This is a genomic window from Bradyrhizobium sp. CCBAU 25360, assembly GCF_028128695.1.
Lineage (GTDB): Bacteria > Pseudomonadota > Alphaproteobacteria > Rhizobiales > Xanthobacteraceae > Bradyrhizobium > Bradyrhizobium ottawaense.
Genome location: NZ_LBJA01000043.1, coordinates 57,501 through 82,750, shown reverse-complemented (window position 1 = coordinate 82,750; position 25,250 = coordinate 57,501). Strand labels below are relative to the sequence as shown.

At 64.8% G+C, this 25,250-nt stretch carries 21 protein-coding genes and 1 pseudogene; 16 read left to right on the top strand and 6 right to left on the bottom strand.

Translation table 11 applies throughout. The features are described 5' to 3' along the window. Positions 1 to 131 precede the first annotated feature (131 nt). Both XH81_RS38600 and XH81_RS27330 read left to right on the top strand, forming a co-directional pair. Positions 132 to 1,412 (top strand): TRAP transporter large permease, encoded by a 1,281-nt coding sequence (locus XH81_RS38600; protein ID WP_038971836.1) that lies wholly within the window; start codon positions 132 to 134, stop codon positions 1,410 to 1,412. 129 nt (positions 1,413 to 1,541) lie between these two features. Further along, positions 1,542 to 3,473, top strand: a complete 1,932-nt coding sequence (locus XH81_RS27330; RefSeq protein WP_028143098.1) for an alkyl/aryl-sulfatase — start codon at positions 1,542 to 1,544, stop codon at positions 3,471 to 3,473. 183 nt (positions 3,474 to 3,656) lie between these two features. Here XH81_RS27330 and XH81_RS27325 read toward each other — a convergent pair whose 3' ends face one another. Next, the gene (locus XH81_RS27325; protein ID WP_028143097.1) at positions 3,657 to 4,727 is read right to left on the bottom strand and encodes a glycosyltransferase family 4 protein; all 1,071 of its coding nucleotides are present in this window, start codon (positions 4,725 to 4,727) and stop codon (positions 3,657 to 3,659) included. 275 nt (positions 4,728 to 5,002) lie between these two features. On the opposite strand from XH81_RS27325, the gene XH81_RS27320 reads away from it, so the two are divergent. The 4 genes from XH81_RS27320 to XH81_RS27305 are packed head-to-tail and all read left to right on the top strand — an operon-like array spanning position 5,003 to position 10,878. Next, on the top strand, positions 5,003 to 6,766 hold the full coding sequence (locus tag XH81_RS27320; RefSeq protein ID WP_028143096.1) for an ABC transporter ATP-binding protein: 1,764 nt from the start codon (positions 5,003 to 5,005) through the stop codon (positions 6,764 to 6,766). Positions 6,767 to 6,824: 58 nt separating this feature from the next. Continuing rightward, positions 6,825 to 9,029: an amylo-alpha-1,6-glucosidase gene (locus XH81_RS27315; protein WP_028143095.1), complete on the top strand. Its 2,205-nt coding sequence runs from the start codon at positions 6,825 to 6,827 to the stop codon at positions 9,027 to 9,029. Between the two features lie 20 nt (positions 9,030 to 9,049). Continuing rightward, positions 9,050 to 9,568 (top strand): PRC-barrel domain-containing protein, encoded by a 519-nt coding sequence (locus XH81_RS27310; protein ID WP_028143094.1) that lies wholly within the window; start codon positions 9,050 to 9,052, stop codon positions 9,566 to 9,568. A gap of 23 nt (positions 9,569 to 9,591) precedes the next feature. Continuing rightward, positions 9,592 to 10,878: an MFS transporter gene (locus tag XH81_RS27305; protein ID WP_028143093.1), complete on the top strand. Its 1,287-nt coding sequence runs from the start codon at positions 9,592 to 9,594 to the stop codon at positions 10,876 to 10,878. 68 nt (positions 10,879 to 10,946) lie between these two features. Here the strand turns inward: XH81_RS27305 and XH81_RS27300 are convergent, their stop codons facing one another. The 4 genes from XH81_RS27300 to fixL form a co-directional block, all read right to left on the bottom strand. Next, positions 10,947 to 11,645 (bottom strand): helix-turn-helix domain-containing protein, encoded by a 699-nt coding sequence (locus XH81_RS27300; protein WP_028143092.1) that lies wholly within the window; start codon positions 11,643 to 11,645, stop codon positions 10,947 to 10,949. 103 nt (positions 11,646 to 11,748) lie between these two features. Then, positions 11,749 to 12,165 (bottom strand): response regulator transcription factor, encoded by a 417-nt coding sequence (locus XH81_RS27295; RefSeq protein ID WP_028143091.1) that lies wholly within the window; start codon positions 12,163 to 12,165, stop codon positions 11,749 to 11,751. Between the two features lie 73 nt (positions 12,166 to 12,238). After that, the gene (fixJ, locus tag XH81_RS27290) at positions 12,239 to 12,856 is read right to left on the bottom strand and encodes a response regulator FixJ (RefSeq protein WP_028143090.1); all 618 of its coding nucleotides are present in this window, start codon (positions 12,854 to 12,856) and stop codon (positions 12,239 to 12,241) included. Between the two features lie 17 nt (positions 12,857 to 12,873). Then, positions 12,874 to 14,391: a sensor protein FixL gene (gene fixL, locus XH81_RS27285; RefSeq protein WP_028143089.1), complete on the bottom strand. Its 1,518-nt coding sequence runs from the start codon at positions 14,389 to 14,391 to the stop codon at positions 12,874 to 12,876. 200 nt (positions 14,392 to 14,591) lie between these two features. Between fixL and XH81_RS27280 the strand changes: the two genes are divergently transcribed. From XH81_RS27280 to ccoS, 10 genes are all read left to right on the top strand, one after another. After that, the gene (locus XH81_RS27280) at positions 14,592 to 15,425 is read left to right on the top strand and encodes a universal stress protein (RefSeq protein ID WP_028143088.1); all 834 of its coding nucleotides are present in this window, start codon (positions 14,592 to 14,594) and stop codon (positions 15,423 to 15,425) included. A 34-nt stretch (positions 15,426 to 15,459) separates the two neighbouring features. Further along, positions 15,460 to 15,885 (top strand): CBS domain-containing protein, encoded by a 426-nt coding sequence (locus XH81_RS27275; RefSeq protein WP_028143087.1) that lies wholly within the window; start codon positions 15,460 to 15,462, stop codon positions 15,883 to 15,885. 217 nt (positions 15,886 to 16,102) lie between these two features. Further along, on the top strand, positions 16,103 to 17,752 hold the full coding sequence (gene ccoN / locus XH81_RS27270; RefSeq protein WP_028143086.1) for a cytochrome-c oxidase, cbb3-type subunit I: 1,650 nt from the start codon (positions 16,103 to 16,105) through the stop codon (positions 17,750 to 17,752). A gap of 11 nt (positions 17,753 to 17,763) precedes the next feature. Continuing rightward, a complete protein-coding gene (gene ccoO, locus XH81_RS27265; protein ID WP_018322741.1) occupies positions 17,764 to 18,498 on the top strand; it encodes a cytochrome-c oxidase, cbb3-type subunit II in 735 nt (244 codons plus the stop codon). Positions 18,499 to 18,511: 13 nt separating this feature from the next. Further along, the gene (locus XH81_RS27260) at positions 18,512 to 18,676 is read left to right on the top strand and encodes a cbb3-type cytochrome oxidase subunit 3 (protein WP_018322742.1); all 165 of its coding nucleotides are present in this window, start codon (positions 18,512 to 18,514) and stop codon (positions 18,674 to 18,676) included. Positions 18,677 to 18,682: 6 nt separating this feature from the next. Next, positions 18,683 to 19,558: a cytochrome-c oxidase, cbb3-type subunit III gene (gene ccoP, locus XH81_RS27255; protein WP_028143085.1), complete on the top strand. Its 876-nt coding sequence runs from the start codon at positions 18,683 to 18,685 to the stop codon at positions 19,556 to 19,558. A 112-nt stretch (positions 19,559 to 19,670) separates the two neighbouring features. Beyond that, entirely contained in the window at positions 19,671 to 21,137 is a 1,467-nt protein-coding gene (gene ccoG, locus XH81_RS27250; protein WP_028143084.1) for a cytochrome c oxidase accessory protein CcoG, read from the top strand. 15 nt (positions 21,138 to 21,152) lie between these two features. Beyond that, positions 21,153 to 21,638 (top strand): FixH family protein, encoded by a 486-nt coding sequence (locus tag XH81_RS27245; RefSeq protein ID WP_028143083.1) that lies wholly within the window; start codon positions 21,153 to 21,155, stop codon positions 21,636 to 21,638. 11 nt (positions 21,639 to 21,649) lie between these two features. After that, a complete protein-coding gene (locus XH81_RS27240; protein ID WP_028143082.1) occupies positions 21,650 to 23,839 on the top strand; it encodes a cation-translocating P-type ATPase in 2,190 nt (729 codons plus the stop codon). Then, positions 23,839 to 24,006 carry a cbb3-type cytochrome oxidase assembly protein CcoS gene (gene ccoS, locus XH81_RS27235; RefSeq protein WP_008138466.1) on the top strand — a complete coding sequence of 56 codons (168 nt, stop codon included), beginning with the start codon at positions 23,839 to 23,841 and terminating at the stop codon, positions 24,004 to 24,006. Before XH81_RS27240 ends, ccoS begins: the two co-directional genes overlap by 1 nt. Here ccoS and XH81_RS27230 read toward each other — a convergent pair. Beyond that, a pseudogene (locus XH81_RS27230) lies at positions 24,003 to 25,204 on the bottom strand (MFS transporter). The gene ccoS and the pseudogene XH81_RS27230 sit on opposite strands and share 4 nt — an antisense overlap. Between the last annotated feature and the right edge of the window lie 46 nt (positions 25,205 to 25,250).

Genomic DNA, 25,250 nt, shown 5'->3' with positions numbered 1-25,250 from the left:
CGCCGGTCACGCATAGTCAGGTCGTCCGCGACGAGCGCAGCCCGCTCGGCTGGATCCTGATGCTGCTGCCGGTCCTGATCGTCGCGCTGTGCTTCGCGCATGCGGGCCATGTCATCACGCTGCCGCAGGGCTTGCGCGTCCTCATCGTGTTCGCGCTTCTGCTCTCCTTGATGCTGACGGGTATGCCGATCTCGATCGCGCTCGGTCTCACCGTGCTCAGCTTCATGTTCACCTTGACCGACGTGCGCACGGAATCGGTAGCGCTGAAGCTGTTCACCGGCATCGAGAACTTCGAGATCATGGCGATCCCGTTCTTCATCCTCGCCGGCAACTTCCTGACCCATGGCGGGGTGGCGCGGCGGATGATCACCTTCGCGACCTCGCTGGTCGGCCATTGGTACGGCGGTCTCGCGCTGTCGGGGGTGGTCGCCTGCGCGCTGTTTGCCGCCATTTCCGGCTCGTCGCCGGCGACCGTGGTGGCGATCGGCTCGGTGATCCTGCCGGCGATGGTCGCGCAAGGCTTCCCGAAGCGGTTCGGCGCGGGCGTGATCACGACGTCGGGCTCGCTTGGAATTCTCATTCCGCCGTCGATCCCCATGGTTCTCTACGCCGTCTCCACCAACAGCTCGGTCGGCAAGCTCTTCATCGCCGGCATCGTGCCGGGATTGGTCCTGGCCTCGCTTCTCGGCGCCACGACGTTCTATCGGGCCTGGCGCAACGACTATCCGCGGATGCCGAAGGCAACGCTGTTCGAGCGCTTCGATGCCTTCCGCAAGTCGATCTGGGGCATCCTGCTGATCGTGATCGTGATCGGCGGCATCTACAGCGGCCTGTTCACGCCGACCGAAGCTGCCGCCGTCAGTGCGGTCTACGCCTTCATCGTCGCCGTGTTCATCTATAAAGACCTGAAGCTGAGCGACGTGCCGCGGGTGCTGCTGTCGTCGGCGAATCTCTCGGCGATGCTGCTTTACATCATCACCAACGCCGTCCTGTTCTCGTTCCTGATGACTTACGAGAATGTGCCGCAAGCGCTGGCGCAATGGATGATCGACCAGGGCCTGGGGTGGATCGGCTTCCTGCTCCTCGTCAACCTGCTGCTGCTGCTGGCGGGCAACGTGATGGAGCCGTCCTCGATCATCCTGATCATGGCCCCGATCCTGTTTCCGGTCGCGATCAAGCTCGGCATCGACCCGATCCATTTCGGCATCCTGATGACAGTCAACATGGAGGTTGGCCTCTGCCATCCGCCTGTCGGCCTCAACCTCTACGTCGCCTCCGGCATCGCCAAGATGGGCATCACCGAGCTCACGGTCGCGGTGTGGCCGTGGCTGTTGACGATGCTGGGATTCCTGGTGGTGGTGACGTATTGGCCCGGGCTGTCGCTGTGGCTGCCGCGATTGCTGGGGATGTAGCGATAGGAGCTGCACGAAGCGACCTCCCCCTCCAGGGGAGAGTGAACCCGGCTGCGCTTAGCTCCCTTAATGGCAAACGGCTGTGAGATGCGGTTAGATGGCTCTCACCAGATCAGGGGAGCCATCTCGATGACGGACATTTCGAACAGCGAGCCGAAGGACGCGACGCCGTCCGTCATCGCGCAGCAAACAACGATGCTGAACGCGCTGCCGTTTTCCGACACGCGGGATTTCGACGACGCCGCGCGTGGCTTCCTCGGAACGATCGAGAACGCGACGATCACGAACCCGCAAGGGAGGACGGTCTGGAGCCTCGAGCCTTACGGCTTTCTGTCCACCGATCAGGCGCCGCCTACGGTCAATCCGAGCCTGTGGCGGCAGTCGCGTCTCAACATGCAGCACGGCCTGTTCGAGGTCGTGCCCGGTGTCTACCAGGTACGCGGGCTCGACATCGCCAACATGACGCTGATCGAGGGCGACGGCGGCGTCATCGTCGTCGACACTCTGACCTCGATCGAAGGCGCCCGCGCCGCGCTCGATCTTTACTTTAGGCATCGCGGCCTGAAGCCCGTTGCTGCCGTGATCTTCACCCACACCCACACCGATCATTGGGGCGGCGCGCGCGGCGTGCTGGAGGACGACGCGCTCGCCACCGGCCGCGTGCCGATCATCGCTCCGAACCTGTTCATGGAGCACGCTGTCTCCGAGAATATCATCGCAGGCCCCGCGATGCTGCGCCGGGCGCAGTATCAGTTCGGGCCGCTGCTCGCCAAGGGGACGCGGGGGCAGGTCGATTGCGGGCTCGGCAAGTCGATGGCGGCAGGATCAGTTGCGCTGCTACGCCCGACCGATTTGATCATGGCGACCGGCGACAGGCGCGTCATCGACGGCGTCGAGTTCGAATTCCAGATGGCGCCGAACAGCGAAGCACCGGCGGAGATGCATTTCTTCATCCCGCGCTACAGGCTGTTGAACCTCGCCGAGAACTGCACTCATAATTTCCACAATCTGTTGCCGTTCCGCGGTGCCGACGTGCGCGACGCGCTGGCCTGGTCAAAATATCTGGGCGAGGCCTTGCAGCTCTGGGACGGCAAGGCGGAGGCGATGTGCGGCCAGCATCATTGGCCGGTGTGGGGAGCTGAGCGCATCGGCACGATGATCCGGCAGCAGCGCGACCTCTACAAATTTGCGCATGACCAGACCATCCGCCTGATGAATCACGGCCTCACCGCGGCCGAGATCGCCGAGACGATCCAGCTGCCCAAGAGCCTGGAAGGCGCCTGGCACGGCCGCGGCTATTACGGCCACATCCGGCACAATGTGAAGGCGATCTACCAGAAATATCTCGGCTGGTACGACGCCAACCCGGTCAATCTCGATCCGCTGCCGCCGGTGGAGTCAGGCAGGAAGTACGTCGAGTATATGGGCGGGGCGGATGCGATCCTCGCGCGGGCGCGTGCGGATTTCGATAAGGGGGAATTCCGCTTTGTCGCCCAAGTGCTCGGCCATCTCGTCTTCGCCGAGCCCGACCATGCGGCAGCGCGCGCGTTGCTCGCCGACACGCTGGAGCAGCTCGGCTACGCCGCCGAAAGCGCGACCTGGCGCAACGCCTATCTGTTCGGCGCGCAGGAATTGCGCCAGGGCATGCCGAAGGTGCCGGCGCGCCCGCCGATGCCGCGCGAGACGCTGGCTGCGCTGCGCACCAGCCAGCTCTGGGACGTGCTCGGCATCCGCCTCAACGGTCCCAACGCCGAGGGCAAGCGCATCGTGCTGAACTGGAGTTTTTCCGATACCGGCGAGACCTTCGTGCTCAATCTGGAGAACTGCGCGCTGACCTATAGCGAGGGCGTGCAGGCAGAGGGCGCCGATGCCAGCTTCACGCTGGCGCGCGCAACGCTCGACGAGGTGATCGCCAAGCTGACGAGCTTTCCGGAGGCGGTGGCTGCGGGCAAGGTCAAGCTGTCGGGCAACCCGATGAAGCTCGCCGAGCTGATGGGCCTGATGGACGAGTTTCCGCGCATGTTCGAGATCGTGGAGCCGAAGCGGGCGGTGGTGAGGTAGGTGCTTTCGCAACAATACCAGTGTCGTCCCGGCGAAAGCCGGGACCCATGACCACAGGATTGCGTTTTTGCGCGAGCTGGCAACTCCGAGTCTTCGCAAAACTAATGCTGCGGAGTATGGGTCCCGGATCGGCGCGCGCTTAGGGCGCGCTTGTCCGGGACGACAGTTGTGATTGTGGCTAGCCTACTCCGCGCTGCTCACCAGCTTGATCCGCGGCGACTGTTCCTCGGCGAGGCTGCGATAGGCGGCGAGGTAATCCAGTGCCATTCGCCGCGCCGTGAAACGCGCCTCGAACTGCTTGCGGATCGCAGTGCGGTCAAGTTGCGGAAGGCGATTGACGACGCCGGCTGCACTCAGGACGTCCTCGACGACGAAGCCGGTCAGCCCCTCGTCGATGATCTCCGGCACCGAGCCGCGGTTGAAGGCGACCACCGGCGTTCCGCAGGCCATGGCTTCGATCATCACAAGGCCGAACGGTTCCGGCCAGTCGATCGGCAGCAGAAGGCCGAGCGCGCCGCTCAAAAAGTCCGACTTCTCGTGATCGCTGATCTCGCCGATGAACTCCACCAGCGGATTGTTCTCGATCATCGGCCGGATCAGCTCGTCGTAGTAATCCTGGTCGGCACGATCGACCTTGGCCGCGATCTTCAGCGGAATGCCGCAATGGGTCGCGATCTTGATGGCGCGGTCGACGCCCTTCTCGGGCGCGATGCGGCCGAGCACGGCGAGATATTCCTGTTTCGCCGGCTTCGGCGTCAGCAAGTTCTCCGGAAGACCGTGATGAATCGTGGTCACCCAGTTCGCCTGCGGCACCGGCCGTCGCTGCGCATTGGAGATCGAAATGACGGGCATCTTCGAGAAGGTGTTGAACACCGGCTGATGCTCCGGCAGGTCGAGCCGGCCGTGCAGCGTGGTCAGGAATGGCGTCGGCTGGCGGTGGAACAACGACCACGGATAATAGTCGAGATGGAAGTGGAGGAAGTCGAACTCCTCGTCGTCACATTTTTGCCGCACACGCTCCAGCAGCACCATGTGCAGTGCATTGGGGTCACGTACGGAACCGTCGAGACGGAGCGCCTTGGGCCACAGCGCATCCAGCTTGGCTGATGTCTGCGAGTCGCCGCTGGCAAATAGCGTCACGTCGTGCCCGAGGGCCACCAGCTCTTCCGTCAACCAATGCACCACCCGCTCGGTGCCGCCATACAGCTTGGGTGGAACAGCCTCCGTCAACGGAGCAACCTGCGCGATGCGCATCTCACCATCTCCTTTGTGCGATCATGATCGTAGAAAGCCCCCGCTTGTCGGCACCGGCAATGCCAGCCAAGGGAACGTTCCCGCACTTGCGAAGTTCCTTCCTCCAAAGGTTACTTATTCGACACGTCCGGTGTTCGTCGCGATGCTGCCATCACATCTTCGCAGATCGTCCGCATCCGCATGTCGTGATGAGGTTGCCCGGGAACCGAGGCGAACTGGTCGATGTTCAGTCGATCAGTAACAAAATGAAGACCAGCAAACGGGGCGATAGCCAAATGGATCATCTTTCTGGATACGCGCGCAGGCCATTTGCCTTTGTCTTGCGCTATCTTCGGATGCGAATGGCATCGCATCTGGTGATCCTGGCCGCGGTCGTTGCGGCGGTTGCCTGCTCCGTAGGCACCCAATACGGGGTCAAATCCCTTGTCGACGCCTTGTCTGCGGGTCCTTCGCAAGGCGGCGGCGTATGGCTGGCATTCATTTTACTCATGTCGCTGATCGCCGCTGACAACTTCCTGTGGCGGATCGCGAGCTGGACGGCGAGCTTCACCTTCGTTCGTGTCACGGGAGACTTACGACGTGACATATTTCGTCATCTGACCGGACACGCGCCGAGCTACTTCTCGGACCGGATGCCCGGCATGTTGACGAGCCGTATCACCGCGACGTCGAACGCGGTGTTCACGGTTGAGAACATGTTCGTCTGGAACGTTTTGCCGCCCTGCATTGCCACAATTGCGGCAATCGCCCTGATTGGAACCGTCAGTCCTTACATGGCGCTTGGCCTGATCGTGATTGCCGGCGGCATGGTGGTTGCGATGTTCCGCCTCGCCGCCGCGGGCAAGCCGCTGCATGACGATTTCGCCGACAAGGCCGCCGTCGTCGACGGCGAGATGATCGACGTCATCAGCAACATGCCCCTGGTGCGGGCCTTCTGCGGTATCGGCCACGAGCACGAGCGGTTCGACGCGACCGTGAGCCGGGAACTGACCGCGCGAAGCCGCAGCCTGCGTTATCTGGAAAAGCTGCGGCTGCTGCATGCCGCTGTGACCGTGCTTCTGACGATCGCGCTGATGGCCTGGGCAGTCACGCTCTGGCAGCAGGGCGAGGCGACCACCGGCGACGTGGTGCTGGTCTGTACGCTCGGTATCTCCATCCTGAGCGCGACGCGCGACCTTGCGGTGGCGCTGGTCGACGTAACCCAGCACGTTGCGCGGCTGACCGAGGCGATCGCCACGCTGCTGGTGCCGCACGAATTGCGTGATCATCCCGAGGCGGAGCCTCTGGTCAAGAGCGGCGCCGCGATCGCGTACAATAACGTCACCTTCGGCTATCCCGGCGGCGAGAAGATCTTCGAGCGCTTCAGCCTGCGGCTCCAGCCCGGCCAGCGCGTCGGCCTGGTCGGCCAATCCGGCGGCGGCAAGTCCACACTGTTCACGCTGCTGCAGCGCTTCTACGATACCGACGAGGGCAGCATCACGATCGACGGCCAGGACATTTCGAAGGTCACGCAGCAGAGCCTGCGCGAGGCGATCTCCGTGGTGCCCCAGGACATTTCCCTGTTCCACCGTTCCATCCGCGAGAATATCCGCTATGGTCGGCCGAATGCGACCGATGACGAGGTGCTGCGCGCGGCGATCGCAGCACGCTGCGATTTCGTCGAGAGCCTGCCCGATGGCCTCGACACCATGGTCGGCGACCGCGGCGTCAAGATGTCCGGCGGCCAGCGCCAGCGCATCGCGATCGCGCGCGCCTTCCTGAAGGATGCGCCGATCCTGCTGCTGGACGAGGCGACCGCCGCGCTCGACAGCGAGTCCGAGGAAGCGATCCGCGAGGCGCTATCGCGCCTTATGCGCGGCCGGACCGTCATCGCGATCGCGCACCGGTTGGCGACGCTGCGCAATTTCGACCGCGTGGTGGTGCTGAAGCATGGTAAGATCATCGAGGACGGTTCGCCGGAGCGTCTGATGCAGGGCCACGGGCCATATCGTGAGCTGGTCACGCGGGAAATGAGCCGGCTCGCGCAAGCCGCCGCGTAAACCCACAGTCGCGTTCTCGAGTCGGTTGCGTTTCGAAACAAGCGCAGGGGAGCAGCTCATGTCGGCCGAAGCCGTAGCCCAATTCGTCTCCGTGACGCGCACCTCCGAACAGGTTGCGGAACAGCCTTTCTACATTCCCATGACCGGGCCGTCGGCCCGGCCGCGGCGGTCCCTAAAGCACGACGACACCTTCATCGTGCTCGACAGCCATGGCGACATCGGCGCCTCCGCCGGCGGGCCGGACGGTCTGTTTCACTACGACACCCGCTATCTGGCACGGCTGGAGCTCGTGCTCGACGACCTCCAGCCGCTGCTGCTCGGCTCCAATCTGCGCGACGATAATTCGTCGCTCACCGTCGATCTCACCAATCCCGACATCTACCGTCAGGGCCGCCTCGTCTTCCAGAAGGACCTGCTGCACATCGTGCGCACGATCTTCCTGTGGCGCGGCACGGCCTATCAGCGCATCGGCGTGCAGAACCACGGCGACGGGCGGGCCAGTTTCGAGCTGACGTTGCTGTTCGACAACGATTTTGCCGATCTGTTCGAGGTCCGCGGCGAGCGCCGCCCGCGCCGCGGGACCGGCACGAGCAAATTGCTCGGGCCGACCGACGTCCTGTTCGAATATCGCGGCCTCGACGACACCGAGCGCACCACCGGCCTGCATTTCGACCCGCGTCCGACGCGGCTGTCGGTGAATGCCGCGACCTGGCAGATCGAGCTGGACCCGCATGAATCCAAATCGCTGTTCGTCGCTGTATCCTGCAACCGGCCGGTCGCGGAGAAGCCCGCACGCTTCTTCAGGGGCCTGCTCGCCCATCGCCGCGAGATGCGCCGGTCCACGATGGGCGCCGCCAGCATCGAGACCTCGAACAACATCTTCAACGAGGTGCTGTGCCAGGCCATGGCCGACCTCAACATGCTGATGACGGAGACGCCGCAGGGGCGTTATCCCTATGCCGGCATTCCCTGGTACTCGACGACGTTCGGCCGAGATGGCCTGATCACCGCGCTCCAGATGCTGTGGGTCGATCCGCGCGTCGCCAAGGGCGTGTTGCGCCGGCTCGCGCATTTCCAGGCCAAGGCGACAGATCCGCTCGCCGATGCCGCGCCCGGCAAGATCCTGCATGAGATGCGCGGCGGCGAGATGGCGGCGCTGCGCGAGGTGCCGTTCGCGCAATATTATGGCAGCGTCGATTCGACCGCGCTGTTCGTGCTGCTCGCCGGGAGCTATTTCGAGCGGACCGGGGACGAGAAGACCTTGATCGAGCTATGGCCGGCGATCGAGGCGGGGCTGGCCTGGATCGACGGTCCCGGCGATCCGGACCAGGACGGCTTCGTCGAATACCAGCGCGCGACCGAGAAGGGGCTCGCCAACCAGGGCTGGAAGGACTCGTACGATGCGATCTTCCATGCCGACGGCCAGCTTGCGGAAGGCAATATCGCGCTCGCCGAAGTCCAGGGCTACGTCTACGCAGCCAAGCTGCTCGCTGCGCGTTGCGCGCTGAGGCTCGGCAAGCCGGACCGTGCGCGTAAGCTCGAGGCCGAAGCCAGGACGCTGGCTGAGCGCTTCGAGAAGGCGTTCTGGTGCGAGGAGCTCGGCAGCTACGCTCCCGCCCTCGACGGCAAGAAGCGGCCCTGCAAGGTGCGGACCTCGAACGCCGGCCAGGTGCTGTTCAGCGGCATGATCCGCGAGGACCGTGCCCGCCTCGTCGCCGCCGATTTGATGCGGCCGCATTTCTTCTCGGGTTGGGGCATCCGCACGGTCGCCGTCGGTGAGGTGCGCTACAACCCGATGTCCTATCATGACGGGTCGATCTGGCCGCACGACAACGCGCTGATCGCGCTCGGGCTCGCGCGCTACGGCCTCAAGCATTCGGTCGCGCATGTCTTCAAGGGGCTGTTCGACGCCGCCACCTATATGGACCTGCGCCGGTTGCCCGAATTGTTCTGCGGCTTCCGGCGCGAGAAGCGCCGCGGCCCGACGCTCTATCCGGTCGCCTGCGCGCCGCAGGCCTGGGCCAGCGCGACGCCGTTCACGCTGCTGGAGGCGGCGCTCGGCATCGAGTTCGACGTGGCGCGCAGCGAGATTCGCCTGCGCAACCCGCATCTGCCGGCGTTCCTCAACGAGGTGATCCTGCGCGATCTCAGGCTCGGCGAATCCAGTGTCGATCTTCGTGTCAGCCGACACGGCGACGACGTGGCGCTGGAAGTCTTGCGCACGCGCGGCCAGATCCAGGTGTCGATCGTGCTGGCGCGCTAGCGGCGCGCAGGGAGAGTGTCATGCGTGCGATCGGAGCGTTGATCCTTGGCATAGCCATCGTCGCGGGCCTGGCGGTGGCCACGTCGCGCGCCGCAGAGGAGCCGCCTGCAGGGCAGAGCGAGGCGAAAGCGCCGACGGCAGCGTCGCCGACCTCGGCCGTCCCGGTCACGCCGAAGGACGCCGCGCCGCCGCCGTCGGTGACCATCATCGGCGCGAGCGAGGCCCATGGCGTGCTCGGCCGCGACGTGCGTAGCGCCGCGGATGAGGACATGGGTCGCATCGTCGACGTCATCGTCGACCGCGGCGGCCATGTCCGCGCCGCGGCCATCGATTTCGGCGGATTTCTCGGGGTCGGCAGCCGCAAGATCGTGGTGGATTGGAACGCATTGCGCTTCGGCAAGATTGCCAACAAGAAGGACAGCATCACGCTGGAACTGACCAAGGCGCAGGTCGCGGCCGCGCCGGAATACAAGGAAGACACGCCGATCGTCGTGCTCGGCGCGTCCGGCAGCCTTCAACCGCTGCAAGCGATCCAGTGAGGTGCCGGGAGGGCTGACCGCCTGTGCTGTTGTCGAGGAAGCCGAACCATGCGGATCGTGACGGCCGCGCCGAGCAGGACAACGTCACCGCGCCATCGGCCGCGGGCATTCCTGCGCCGTCGCGCCAGAGCCTGCGTGGCCTCGACTGGTTCATCTTCTTCCTCGCCGACGTGCAGACCGGATTCGGTCCCTTCATCGCAGTCTATCTGACGACCCAGAAATGGACCCAGGTCGAGATCGGCCTCGTGCTGTCGATCGGCGGTATCGTCGCGTTGATCGGGCAGATGCCGGGCGGGGCGATCATCGATGCCGCCAAATCGGAGCGACTGGTCGCCGCCCTTGCGATCGCCACCATCGGCGCTTGCGCGCTGGCCTATGCCGCGATGCCGATCTTTCCGGTGGTGGTGGCCGCGGCCACCCTGCATGCGGCGGCGAGCTGCGTGCTGGGGCCGGCGATTGCGGCGATCAGCCTTGGCCTCGTCGGCCCGCTCGCGATCGGCGAGCGGCTCGGCCGCAACGCGCGCTTTGCCTCGCTCGGCAACGGCGTAGCGGCGGCGGTGATGGGCACCGCGGGCTATCTGCTGTCGAGCCGCTCGGTCTTCCTGGTCACATTCCTACTCGCGATTCCGACCCTGATCGCCCTCTCGCGCATCCGCGAGCACGAGGTCGACATTGCGCGCTGCCACGGCGAGATGCCGCGCGAAGCGGCGGACCGTGGCGACACCAATATCTGGCACCTGATCCGGCAGCGGCCGCTCATCGTCTTCGCCCTCAGCGTGCTGTTGTTGCAGCTGGCGAATGCCGCGATGATGCCGCTGATGGCGAGCGCTGTGACGGCGCGGTCCGCCCAATGGGCGACGGTGCTCGTCGCCTTTTGCATCGTCGTTCCGCAAGCGATCGTGGCGCTGCTGTCGCCGACGGTCGGGCGCAAGGCGCAAGCGTGGGGCCGGCGGCCGTTGCTCCTGATCGGATTCGGCGCGCTGACGATTCGCGGCCTGCTGTTTGCGACCGTGCGTGATCCGTATCTGCTGGTCGCAGTGCAGGTGTTCGACGGCCTCACTGCGGCGGTGTTCGCGGTGATGATTCCGCTGATCGTGGCCGATGTCGCCTTCGGCAGCGGCCATTTCAACCTGGCGCAGGGCATCGTCGGCACTGCGATCGGCATCGGCGCGTCCTTAAGCACTGCGCTCGGAGGCTATGTCAGCGACAAGTTCGGCAATGCGACCGCCTTCATCGGGCTGTCCGGCGTTGCCGCGACCGGGCTCTTGCTGATTCTGTTCGTGATGCCGGAGACGCGGCGCACGGCATGATTCGAGGCCCAAAGAAAATGGCCGGCCGAAACGCGTTCGGCCGGCCAAGTGGGTAGGGAGGAGGAAGATCAGGCGTCGAGATGTTGCAGGCGCTGGCGGTTGCGCAGCACGATCTGGCGGGCGCCGGAGAAGCCCAGAATCCCCTGGGCGTGAAGCAGCGACAGCGCGCGCGACACGGTTTCGAGGGTGAGGCCGAGATAGTCGCCGATGTCGCGGCGGCACATCGGCAGCGCCATCATGCCGGCAACGGCGAGGCGGCGGTCCATTTCGAGCAGGAAGGTCGCAACGCGCTCCATCGCGGTCTTGCGGCCCAGCAGCAGCATGTGATCCTCGGCATGGCGAAGCTCCGAGGCGGTCATGGCCCAGAGCTTGCGGGCGACCTGGACGTCGATGCCGGCGGCCTTCTCGAGGCTGGCGCGCTTCACGAGGCGCACGGTGGTGTCGATGATGGCTTCGGCAGCAAGGCGGTGAGCCGGACCGGATTCGAGGCCGAACACGTCGCCGGGAAGATGGAAGGCGCCGATCTGGCGGCGGCCGTCGGACAGGAGCTTGTAGCTGCTCACTGCGCCGGACACGACCTGGTAGACATATTCGGCCGGCTCGTCCTCGCCATAGATCTCCTCGTCCTTGCGGTAGGAGAACTCGGTGGCGACGAGGCCGACATGGCCGGTGATGGCGCCGAACTGGTCGGTAACGGGATGGCCTGGGGCGATCTTGCCAACAATCTGGGTGTTGATCGCCTGGGTGTTGAGGGTCTGGGTGAGCATCTGCGCCATCTCCGTTGTGATGACGCTTTGGTACGCGGTATCGGGGGCTTCGAAAATTTCGAGCGATATCTTAAGGGGGTCTACCTACGTAGAATCCCGTAGGTCACGCGCGGGGGCGGTCCTGAATGGCCCGGCGGATGCGCTTGATCAGGTTTTCGTCGAGAAGCGGCTTCAAAACCACGTCTTTGACGCCCGCCGCGGCCGCCCGGGTCGAGATGTTCTCGTCCGGATAGCCGGTGATCAGGATCACGGGGGCGCCGCGGTCGGCCTCGCGCAGGCGGCCCGCCAACTCGATGCCGTTGATGTCGGGCATCTTGTAGTCGATCACGTAGCAGTCCGCCCCGCGCGCGCCGCCGGCGTTGAGCAGCGCGGTGCCGCTCCTGAAGGTCCGCACGGCAAAGCCGTCGGTTTCCAGCAGGAACCGCAGAGAGCCCAGGACGGCGGCATCATCATCGACCACGTAGACGGTGGGGAGCGCTGAGGACGACGGCCGCTCATGATGTGAACCGACCTCGATCATGCTGCTTGGCTAGCACGGCGCCGGGAAGGGGCCTTGACTTGCCTCAATCCCGTTTGCCCCTATCCGACTTGCCTCAATCGTTGAGCATGCCGGCGCGCATTGCGAGGCGGACCAGCTCCGACAGGCTGTTGGCCTGCATCTTGGTCATGACGTTGGCGCGGTAGACCTCGATGGTGCGCGGGCTGATGTCGTATTCGCGGGCGATCAGCTTGTTGGACAGGCCCGCGATCAGCCCCTCCATGACTTGGCGCTCCCGGGGACTCAAGGAGGCGACGCGGGCGGCGATGTCCTGCGTGACGGCCTCGCTCCTGGCGGCGGGCTCGGCCTGGCGGATCGCCGATTCGATCATCGTGGTGAGGCGGTCGTCCTCGAACGGCTTTTCCAGGAAGTCGACCGCCCCCAGCTTCATCGCCTCGACTGCGAGCGGCACGTCGCCATGACCGGTCATGATCAGGATCGGAAACGGGCTTTGCTGCGCCTTCATCCGCTTGAGCAGCTCGATCCCGTCGAGTCCCGGCATGCGCACGTCGGAGACGACGCAGCCGAAGGCGAGGCCGGGCAGGGCGTCGATGAAGCTCTGCGCACTGTCGAACAGCGTGACGCCGAAGCCGGCGGAATCCAGCAGGAAGTTCAGCGAATCCCGCATCGCCGCATCGTCGTCGATGACGTAGACATGTCCCTTGGTCGTCATGAATCGGTTCTCGTCAGTCAGTTCTCGGCGGTCGCCGGCAAGGTGAAGCGGAATGTCGCGCCGCCCGATGCATTGCTCTCGGCCCACATGCGGCCGCCGTGAGCCTCGATGATCGAGCGGCTGATGGACAGTCCCACGCCCATGCCGGTTTCCTTGGTGGTGAAGAAGGTTTGAAACAGGTTTGGAATGACGTCGCCCTGGAAGCCGGAGCCGGTGTCGGAGACCTCCACCTCGATCATGTCGTCGGCGACGCGGGTGTTGGCGACGACGAGCTCGCGGCGCGGCGACTGCGCCATCGCCTCCAGCGCGTTGCGGAACAGATTGACCAGCACCTGCTGGATCTGCACCCGGTCGGCGAGGACGAGATCGGCGTCGGGATCGAGGCTGAAGCGGAGCTGTACGTTCTGCTCGCGCGCGCCGGCAAGCCCGAGCGCGCCGGCCTCCTCGATCAGCTTGGACAGGCTCTCGACCCGCTTCTCCGACTCGCCGCGCGAGACGAAGTCGCGCAGGCGCCGGATGATCTGGCCGGCGCGCAAGGCCTGCTCCGCCGCGCGATCCAGCGCGCTTTCGATCTTCGGCGTGTTCGCGTCGGTGCTGCCGGCGAGCAGCCGCCGCGATCCCTTCATGTAGTTGCTGATCGCGGCCAGTGGCTGATTGAGCTCGTGGGCGAGCGCGGAGGCCATTTCGCCCATCGCAGTCAGTCGCGAGACGTGGACGAGCTCGGATTGCAATTCCTGGAGCCGGGCCTGGGTCTGCTGGTGCTCGGTGAGGTCGCGGACGAATCCGGTGAAATAGGGCTCGCCGGCGGATTCCATCTCTCCGATCGACAGGTGCATCGGAAATGTCGTGCCGTCGCGGCGCTTGCCGGTCACGATGCGGCCGATGCCGATGATGTGCGGATCGTTCGTGGAGCGGTAGCGGGCGATGTAGCCGTCGTGGCGGGTGCGATCAGGCTCCGGCATCAGAATGCTGACGTTCTGACCGATCGCCTCGTGCTCGGACCAGCCGAACAGGCGCTCCGCAGCCGTGCTGAACAGCTGCATGATGCCGTGGCCGTCGATGACGATCATGGCGTCGGGAATAGTATGAAGAATCGAGCGGAGGTGGGTCTCGCGCGTGCGCAGCGCCTCCTCCACCTGCTTTTCCTCGTCGATGTCGAGAAAGATGCCGCTGAGATGACGCGCCGTGCCGGCTTCGTCCCGAATGAGTCCGGCTCGGGCGCGAATCCATTGCCCGTTGCCTGAGGGGTGCGCGACCTTGAAAGACACGTCAAAGCTGCCGCCACGCTCGGAAACGCGCTTGATTGCGCTCTCGACCCGCTCCCTATCGGTCGGTTGAAGCCGCGACAGGAAGAGATCGTAGCTCGCCGGCTGACCCGGTTCGGCGCCGAGCAGAGCCCTGGCGGTATCGGACCAGTCCAATTCCCGTGTCGCGAGGTCGAGGTCCCAGGTGCCGACGCCGAACCCCTCGATCCGAACGCGAAATCGTTCGCCCCGACCGTCGTCCTGCGAGTGCGTTACGCGGGTCGGCGACAAATGATGCTCCTCATCCTGATGCGGCGGCTCCGGACGCGGTTACCGCTCCCCTAATGTCGCCTAAGGCCGGGCCGGAGGCAAGTTCTGTCGGTTTGCCGATTGACGGCAAGTCGAGCGCCGGCGCCCTCCTTGATCTATCTCATCCCGATGTGCGGAGGCAGGCGTAAATTTCACCAAAGTCTTTGCACTGGAGAATTCCGATGACATACGCGACGGTGATGGTCAGCCTGGCGCTCGACCAGTCCAACGAAGCGCGTCTTCAGGTCGCGGGCGAGCTCGCCGAACGATTCGAGGCTGATATCGTCGGGGTCGCCGCGGCCCAGTTCGCGCCGCCGCTCTATTTCACCGACGGCGCCGAGGCGCAAGCGCTGATCGACGAGGGCGAAGCTTCGGTCAAGCGGCGGCTGGCTGGCCTCGAGGCGCAGTTCCGCGCCGCCACCAGGAATCGCGGCGGATATGCGGAGTGGCGCAGCGCCATGGACTTTCCGGCGCGATTCGTCCTGGCGCAGGCGCGCTGCGCCGACATCGTGGTCAGCGGCGGGCAGAGCCCGGCCTTCTCCGATGCGTTCGCGCTCGCGAGCCCCAAGGACCTGGTGATGCAGGCCGGCCGTCCGCTTCTCGTCGTCCCCGATCGGGTCAATTGGCTCGATCTGCGGAATGTGCTGGTGGCGTGGAAGGACACGCCGGAGGCCCGGCGGGCCGTGTCCGACGCGCTGCCGATGCTGCGTAAGGCGAGGGACGTCACCATCACCACAATTCCGGAGCGCGACGACGACCGTTCGGTCGTGATGGCCGGCGTCACCGACGTTGCCGCCTGGCTCGCCCGCCACGGCGTCACCGCGACCGCGCGCATCTACGAAGGCGCCCGGAACGAAACCGCCGCCGCGCAATTGGAGAAAGTCGCCGGCGACGTCGATGCCGGCCTGATCGTTGCGGGCGCCTATGGTCATTCGAGATTTCGTGAACTGATCCTGGGAGGCGTCACCCAATATCTGGTCACGCAGACCGCCCGCAGCGTGCTGCTGTCGCACTGACGGCCGGCCAGAATCGAATCGAGGAGGACGCGCCGTGTACAGATTTCTTGAACAAACCGTCGACGGCTACATGACGCGCAACGTCAAGGCGGTGCAGCGCGACCGTGACCTGCTCGAGCTCAGCGAGATGTTCGAGACCGATGATTTCAACTCCTATCCGGTCGAGGACGACGGGCAGGTGGTCGGCATCGTCACCAAATTCGACATCCTGAAGTGCTTCGCCTTCACGCCGAGCCAGATGCTGCCCCGCTATCACGACCTGATGAGCCGCAAGATCGGCGACGTCATGACGCCCGAGTTCATCTATGTCAGCCCCGACACGCGGCTGACGCGCGTGCTCCAGATCATGGTGGAGCACCGCATCAGGAGCATCATCGTGCTCGACGGTGCGCAGAAGCTGGTCGGAATCATCGCCCGCGAGGATGTCATCGCGGCGCTGAAGGCGACCGCGCGCGACTGACGGACTATCCCTGATCGATTTCATTGTCGCCTCCGTGATTATACGGAGGCTATTCCCGTTTGCGCGTCACGCCGGGTGCTCGCGGGTCGAGATTTCAAGGGGAACCAAAAGGATCATCGCCGGCTACGTAGAACTTAAATGCCTGTCTTGATTTCAATCAATTCCGAGTGAGGGTGAATGTGGTTTCTGGCGCTGTGTTCTTTCAGAGAGAATCCGCATGAGCCAGCCCTCCATTTCCAAATCCATGTCCATCGGTGAAAGCGGCCTGGCTGTCGTGTTCGCAGTCACCGCCTTCCTCTGCGTGATCGCCTCGGCCAAGGCGCTGGATGCGCCGTTCGCCTTCCATGCCGCGCTCAGTGCGGCAGCGAGCCTTGCCGCAGTGTTCGTCATCGTCAATCGCTACCTCGACCGGCCGGCTACGCTGCCGCCGGCGGAGATCAACGGCCGCCCCAACTACAACATGGGGCCGATCAAGTTCACCGCCTTCATGGCGATGTTCTGGGGCATCGCGGGCTTCCTCGTCGGCCTCATCATCGCCTCTCAGCTGGCCTGGCCCGCGCTGAATTTCGATCTGCCCTGGACCAGCTTCGGCCGGCTGCGGCCGCTGCACACCTCCGCCGTGATCTTCGCCTTCGGCGGCAATGTGCTGATCGGCACATCGTTCTACGTGGTGCAGAAGTCCTGCCGCGCGCGCCTCGCCGGCGACCTCGCGCCCTGGTTCGTCGTGGTGGGCTACAATTTCTTCATTCTCGTCGCCGGCACCGGCTATCTGCTCGGCGTCACCCAGTCGAAGGAATATGCCGAGCCGGAATGGTATGCCGATTTGTGGCTGACGATCGTCTGGGTGACCTATCTGCTCGTCTTCCTCGGCACGGTCATCAAGCGCAAGGAACCGCACATCTTCGTCGCGAACTGGTTCTATCTCGCCTTCATCGTGACGATCGCGGTGCTGCATCTCGGCAACAACCCGGCGCTTCCCGTCTCGGTGTTCGGCTCGAAGTCCTACGTCGCCTGGGGCGGCATCCAGGACGCCATGTTCCAGTGGTGGTACGGCCACAACGCGGTCGGCTTCTTCCTGACCGCCGGCTTCCTCGCCATCATGTACTACTTCATCCCGAAACGCGCCGAACGGCCGATCTATTCCTACCGGCTGTCGATCATCCACTTCTGGGCACTGATCTTCCTCTACATCTGGGCAGGTCCCCACCATCTGCACTACACGGCGCTGCCCGACTGGACGCAGACGCTCGGCATGACCTTCTCGATCATGCTGTGGATGCCCTCCTGGGGTGGCATGATCAACGGTCTGATGACGCTGTCGGGTGCCTGGGACAAGCTGCGCACCGATCCCGTGCTGCGCATGCTCGTCGTCTCCGTCGCCTTCTACGGCATGTCGACCTTCGAAGGTCCGATGATGTCGATCAAGGTGGTCAACTCGCTCAGCCACTACACCGACTGGACCATCGGCCACGTGCACTCCGGCGCGCTCGGCTGGGTCGGCTTCGTGTCCTTCGGCGCGCTCTACTGCCTGGTGCCGTGGGCCTGGAATCGCAAGGGGCTCTACAGCCTGAAGCTCGTCAACTGGCACTTCTGGGTCGCGACCCTCGGTATCGTCCTCTACATCTCGGCGATGTGGGTGTCCGGCATCCTCCAGGGTCTGATGTGGCGCGCCTACACTTCGCTCGGCTTCCTCGAATATTCCTTCATCGAGACGGTCGAGGCGATGCATCCCTTCTACATCATCCGCGCCGCCGGCGGCGGGCTGTTCCTGATCGGCTCGTTGATCATGGCCTATAACCTCTGGATGACCGTTCGCGTCGGCGAGGCGGAAGTCCAGATGCCCGTCGCTCTTCAGCCGGCGGAATGAGGAGCTCCACCATGTCGTTCTGGACACGCCACCAAATCTTCGAAAAGAACTCGATCATCCTGATCGTCGGCATCCTGCTGGTGATCGCGATCGGCGGTCTCGTCGAGATCACCCCGCTGTTCTACCTCAAGAGCACGATCGAGAAGGTCGACGGGGTCAGGCCCTACACGCCGCTGGAGCTGGCGGGCCGCAACGTCTACGTTCGCGAGGGCTGCTATCTCTGTCACTCGCAGATGGTCCGCCCGCTGCGCGACGAGGTCGAGCGCTACGGCCACTTCTCGCTCGCCGCCGAGAGCATGTACGACCATCCGTTCCAGTGGGGCTCGAAGCGCACCGGTCCAGACCTTGCCCGAGTTGGCGCAAAGTATTCCGACGACTGGCACGTCACCCATCTGACCAACCCGCGCGCGATCGTGCCGCAGTCGGTGATGCCGGGCTATCCGTTCCTCAGCCAGACCGAGGTCGACCCGGACACGATCGCCGACCACATGCGCACGCTGAAGGCCGTCGGCACGCCGTACACGGACGACCAGATCGCCAACGCGGGCGCCGACATGAAGGCCCAGGCCGACCCGGACAATTCCGGCGGCGACGCCTTCAACAAGCGCTACGCCAAAGCCGTCGTGCGCAATTTCGACGGCAAGGCCGGCACGCCGACCGAGATGGACGCGCTGGTTGCGTACCTGCAGATGCTCGGCACGCTGGTCGACTTCAAGATCTACAACGAGAAAGCCAATCTTCGCTGAGAAGGCATGAACGATGAAAGCTATCCTGTCAGTCCATAATCTAGCGTCCGAGCTCGTGACGACGATCTGGACCCCGGTGTTCGTCGCGATCTTTCTCGCGATCATCGCCTACGCATTTTGGCCCCGTAACAAGGCTGTCTTCGACGAAGCAGCGCACCTGCCGTTGCGGGAGGAGTGAGAGACCATGACCGATCATCATAGCGACATCGATTCCGTCTCCGGCAAGTCCACGACCGGACACGAGTGGGACGGTATCAAGGAGCTCAACACACCGCTGCCGCGCTGGTGGGTGATCTCGTTCTACCTCACCATCATCTGGTCGATCGGCTACTGGATCGTCTATCCGGCCTGGCCGCTGATCCAAAGCAATACTACGGGCATGTTCGGCTACTCCTCGCGCGCCGACGTCGCGGTCGAGCTCGCCAACCTCGAGAAGATCCGCGGTGACAAGATGGCGGCGCTGGGCGCAGCCTCGCTCGCCGACATCGAGAAGGATCCGGCCTTGCTGGCGCTCGCCCGCGCCAAGGGCAAGACCGTGTTCGGCGACAATTGCGCGCCCTGCCACGGCTCCGGCGCCGCCGGCGCCAAGGGCTATCCGAACCTGAACGACGACGACTGGCTGTGGGGCGGCACGCTCGACCAGATCATGCAGACCATCCAGTTCGGCGCGCGCTCCGGTCATGCCAAGACCCATGAGGGCCAGATGCTCGCCTTCGGCAAGGACGGTGTGCTGAAGTCCGACGAGATCGTCACGGTCGCCAACTACGTGCGGTCGCTGGCGGGCCTTTCGACCCGTAACGGCTTCGATGCCGCCAAGGGCGAGAAGATCTTTGCGGAGAATTGCGTCGCCTGCCACGGCGACGGCGGCAAGGGCAACCAGGAGATGGGGGCCCCGAACCTGACCGACAAGATCTGGCTCTACGGCTCCGACGAGGCGGCCCTGATCGAGACCATCAGCCAGGGCCGTGCCGGCGTCATGCCGGCCTGGGAAGGGCGGCTCGATCCCGCCACCATCAAGGCAATGGCGGTCTACGTTCATTCGCTGGGCGGTGGAAAATAGCAGATCTCGCTGCAGACGGGGGTGAACAAAAGTGCCCCCGTTTGAGCTGGATCAACTGACGCGGCGGTGTCGGGTCTAGGTTCAATCGCACCTTTTCGAGAAGCTCCAGGCGATGAACAAGACCGTGAACCCCAAAGACCTCACATTGGATGATGACAACGGGCCGCTCTACGCAGCCCACAAGAAGGTCTATCCCCAGAGCGTCTCCGGCACGTTCCGCCGGATCAAATGGAGCCTGATGGCGATCTGCCTCGGCGTCTATTATTTCCTGCCGTTCGTGCGCTGGAACCGCGGCCTCGGCGCCCCCAGCCAGGCGGTGCTGATCGATCTTCCCAACAGCCGCTTCTACTTCTTCTTCATCGAGCTGTGGCCGCAGGAGGTCTACTACTTCACCGGCCTGTTGATCGTGGCCGCGGTGGCGCTATTCCTGATGAACTCGGTCGGCGGCCGCATCTGGTGCGGCTATCTCTGTCCGCAGACGGTGTGGACCGACCTGTTCTATGCCGTCGAGCGTCTGATCGAAGGTGACCGGCGCGAGCGGATGAAGAAGGACAAATCGTCCGACCCGCTGAAGCTCGAGCGGATCTCCGAGATCGTGCTCAAGCATTCGATCTGGCTCATGATCGCCTGGTGGACCGGTGGCGCCTGGGTGCTCTACTTCAACGACGCACCGACCCTGGTGAAGGAGCTCGTCACCTTCCAGGGGCCGATGATCGCCTATATCTGGATCGGCATTCTCACGGCCTCGACCTATCTGCTCGCCGGCTACATGCGCGAGCAGGTCTGCACCTATATGTGCCCGTGGCCGCGCATCCAGGCCGCGCTCACCGACGAATGGGCGCTGAACGTCACCTACCGCTACGACCGCGGCGAGAAGCGTACCTCGGTCAAGAAGGCCGCCGAGCTGCGCGCGCTCGGCGAGCAGGTTGGCGATTGCGTCGATTGCTACCAGTGCGTCGCGGTTTGCCCGACCGGAATCGACATTCGCAACGGACCGCAGATGGAATGCATCCAGTGCGGCCTTTGCATCGACGCCTGCGACAACGTGATGACGAAGATCGGCCGGCCGAAGCGCTTGATCGGCTACGACAACGACATCAACATCCATCGACGCCAGGAGGGCAAGGCGCCGATCTACCGGATCGTCCGGGCACGCACCATCGTCTACAGCGCGATCATCGCGGCGATCGGCGGCTTCATGGTCTATACGCTCGCGACCCGCAGCCTGCTCGACGTCAACGTGCTGCATGACCGCAATCCGGTCGCGGTCAAGCTCAGCGACGGCTCGATCCGCAACGCCTATACGGTGCGGCTGCTGAACAAGAGCGGCTACGACCGCGCCATCGCCATCGACGTGGAGGGGCCAGCCAATCCCACGATGCACGTCGTCGGCGTCGATTCGGTGACGCCGGATCGGCCGATCATCGTGATCCCGCGCGACTCCACCAGCGAGCTGCGGTTGCTCGTCACCGCGCCGGCCGAAAACAATCCGGAGAAGTCGATTCCGGTCCGCTTCCACGTCATGGATATCGGACTGGGTGTCGCCGCGAGCGCCACCGACAATTTCGTCGCGCCGTAAATCCAGGAGACCGTCATGTCATCCAAGCCGCTGACCGGAACCAAGGTCTTCCTGATGCTGGTCGCCTTCTTCGGCCTCGTGATCGGCGTCAACGTCACGATGATGAAGCTGGCGATCGCGACGCTGCCCGGCACCGAGGTCGACAGCCCCTATGCCGCGGGCCTGACCTACGACCGCGAGATTTCGGCGGCGCAGGACCAGGCCGCGCGCAAATGGAAGGTCAACGCCCATATCGAACGCCGCAACGACGGCGGCGCGGTGGTTCAGGTCGAGGCGCGCGATGCCGGCGGCCAGCCGATCGCCGGACTGAAATTCGGCGGCCGGCTGGAGCGGCCGACTGACAAGCGCGCCGATTTCGCCGTCGAGCTCACCGAAGCCGGCATCGGCCTCTATCGCGGCGATGCCGCGTCCGTCGCGCCGGGCCAGTGGGACCTGGTGATCGAGGGCGAGGCGCGGGGAACGCGCGTGTTCCTGTCGCGCAACCGCGTGATCCTGAACTGAAGGACTTCGACATGCACGTCACGCGGGATTTCTCGCACTACGTCCGGACCGCGGGCGAGGGCGTCCAGCATATCGATCTCGCGGTCGAAGGCGTTCACTGCGCCGGCTGCATGGCCAAGATCGAACGCGGCCTGTCCGCCATCCCCGACGTCACGCTGGCGCGCGTCAACCTCACCGATCGCCGCGTCGCGCTGGAATGGAAGGCGGGTACGCTCGACCCCGGCCGTTTCATCGATCGCCTCGAGGAGCTCGGCTACAAGGCCTATCCGTTCGAGACCGAGAGCGCGGAGGTGGCGGAGGTCGCCGAATCGCGCTTCCTGCTGCGCTGCCTCGGTGTCGCGGCGTTCGCCACGATGAACGTGATGATGCTGTCGATCCCGGTGTGGTCGGGCAACGTCTCGGACATGCTGCCCGAGCAGCGCGACTTCTTCCACTGGCTGTCGGCGCTGATCGCATTGCCGGCGGCGGCTTATGCCGGCCAGCCGTTCTTCCGCTCGGCCTGGCGTGCGCTGTCGGCGAAGACGACCAACATGGACGTGCCGATCTCGATCGGCGTGATCCTGGCGCTCGGCATGTCCGTGGTCGAGACCTTCCACCACGCCGAACACGCCTATTTCGACGCAGCGATCATGCTGTTGACCTTCCTGCTCGTCGGCCGCTTCCTCGACCAGAACATGCGGCGGCGCACCCGCGCAGTCGCCGGCAATCTCGCCGCGCTGAAGGCGGAGACGGCGGCCAAGTTCATCGGTCCCGACGAGATATCGCAGGTGCCGGTGGCCGCGATTAATCCCGGCGACATCGTGCTGCTCCGGCCCGGCGAGCGTTGCGCGGTCGATGGCACCGTGATCGAGGGCCGTTCCGAGATCGACCAGAGCCTGATCACCGGCGAGACGCTCTACGTCACGGCCGAGCAGGGCACGCCGGTCTATGCGGGCTCCATGAACATCTCCGGCACGCTGCGGGTGCGGGTTTCAGCCGCGTCCGAGGCGACGCTGCTCGCCGAGATCACGCGGCTGCTCGACAACGCGCTCCAGGCGCGCTCGCGCTATATGCGCCTCGCCGACCGCGCCTCGCGGCTGTATGCGCCGGTGGTGCATGCGACCGCGTTCATCACCATCCTCGGTTGGGTCATTGCCGGCGCGTCCTGGCATGATGCGATCGTGACGGGCGTCGCCGTGCTGATCATCACCTGTCCCTGCGCGCTGGGGCTTGCCATTCCGACCGTGCAGACCATCGCCTCCGGCGCAATGTTCAAGTCCGGCGTGCTGCTGAATTCCGGCGACGCGATCGAGCGGCTGGCCGAAGCCGACCATGTCATCTTCGACAAGACGGGCACGCTGACGCTGCCCGATCTCGAAGTGATGAATGCCGCCAACATCCCCGCCGACATCTTCGAGCTCGCCGGCCGGCTCGCGCTGTCGAGCCATCATCCGGTGGCCGCCGCCGTGGCGCAGGCCGCCGCCGCCAAATCGCCTGTTGTCGGTGCGGTCGAAGAGGCCGGGCAGGGCGTCCGTGCGACCGTGGACGGCGTCGAGCTTCGCCTTGGCCGACCCTCCTTCTGCGGCGCGGAGGCGCTGGTTGGCAGCACCGTCGTCGATCCCGAAGCCTCCATCGTCGCGTTCAGCAAGGGCAGCGAGAGGTTCGTGCTCTCGGTCCGCCAGGGCCTGCGTCCGGACGCGCAAGCTGTGATCGCGGCGCTGAAGGCGCGCAATATCGGCATCGAGATTCTCTCCGGCGACCGCGAGCCGGCGGTGAAGGCCGCGGCTCACGCGCTCGAAATCCCCGAATGGCGCGCCGGCGTCACGCCGGCCGACAAGATCGCACGGATCGAGGAATTGAAGCAGCGCGGCGCCAAGGTGCTGATGGTGGGCGACGGCATGAACGACGCGCCTTCGCTCGCGGCAGCCCATGTCTCGATGTCGCCGATCTCGGCCGCGCATCTGAGCCAGGCCACCGCCGATCTCGTCTTCCTCGGCCGGCCGCTGGCTCCGGTGGTTGCGGCCATCGACGCCTCGCGCAAGGCGCTGCATTTGATGCGGCAAAACCTCTGGCTTGCGATCGGCTACAATGTGCTCGCGGTGCCGGTTGCGATCAGTGGCGTCGTGACGCCCCTGATCGCGGCTGCGGCCATGAGCGGATCCTCGATCCTGGTCATGCTGAATTCGCTGCGGGCGCGCAGCACCTCGCGGGAGATCGTGTAATGGAGATTCTGGTCATTTTGGTCCCGCTGGCGTTGATGCTCGGCGGCGCCGGTCTCGTCGCCTTTCTCTGGTCGCTCCGGAGCGGCCAGTACGACGATCTCGATGGTGCCGCCTGGCGCGCCATCGCCGATGACGAGCCGCCGCAGGAAGCCCCAGTCAAGCGCTAGCGCTTCAAGTTCAGCGCGAGCAGGCCAGCGGCCGCAAGGGCTATGCCCACGCCCGTCACGCAAGCGTGCCAGCCGAAGGCATCGAACAGTCGGCCGAGAACGGCTGTGCCGACGAGCCCTCCACAGAAATAGCACGCAAGATAGGTGCCGCTGGCGACCCCACGGTTCTCGGTCGCCGTCTGCCCGACGAAGCCGGTGGCCGCCGCCTGTGCAAAGAAGGTTCCGACCGCGACGAGCACCATTCCGGTGAGCACTTCAGGCAGCCGCGCAGTCAGCATCAGCGGCAGGCCGATGCCGGCAACGGCGAGCGAGCCCCAGATCGTCGGGCGCGCTCCGATGCGTGAGGCGACCCGTCCCGCCAGCAAGGTCGTGACGACCGAGGGCAGGAACACCAGATAGACAAGGCCAAGATCCATCATGCCGAGCGACAGCGGCGGTCGGACCAGGACGAAATTGACGAAGGTGAAGGTACCGATGAAGGCGAACAGGATGCAGAAGCCGATGCCGTAGGCCGCACGCAATCGCGGATTGCGCCAATGCGCGATGGTGGCTTTGAGCGGCGAAGCAGTCGGCATCATCGCATGCATCGGCTGCAGGCGTCGAATCGTGAAGTAGACCAGCACCGCGCCGGCCAGATTGAGAGCTGCGAACAGATAGAAGTTCCAGGCAAGGCCCAGGCCGTCTGCAACGGCGGCCGAGATCACCCGGCCGACGAGATTGCTCGCGACATTGCCGGTGATGTAGGCGGCAAAGGCGCCGCCGGCGTCCATCGCGCTGCATTGCTCGCCGAGATAGGCGAGGGTGAGCGCGAAGGCGGAGGCCATGCACAGGCCCTGTGCGACGCGCAGGACGGTGAACACGGCGAGATTTGGCGCGATCGCCAGCAGGCTGGTCGGGAGTGCGAGCAGCATCAAGCTGAGCAGGATGCCGGTCCGGCGGTCGATATGCGGGCTGAGAAAGCCAACCACGAGGCTGGCTGTGGCCATGCCGAACGTGCTGGCGTTGACGGCAAAGCCCATCGCTGCGGGCGTGACGCCGTAATGGCGGGTCAGCGAGGGCAGGATCGCCTGCGTTGCGAAGAGATCGACAACGGTCAGGAACGCGGTGAGGCCGATCACGAGCGAGCGTAGCGCCAGACCCGGCGAGTGCGCCTCCATCGTCATCGCGGCCGGTTGATCGGTGCGGAAAGATCGGTCATGGCGTGATTGTCCTGTGAGGATTTGGCGCCCGGCATGGGGATCGCG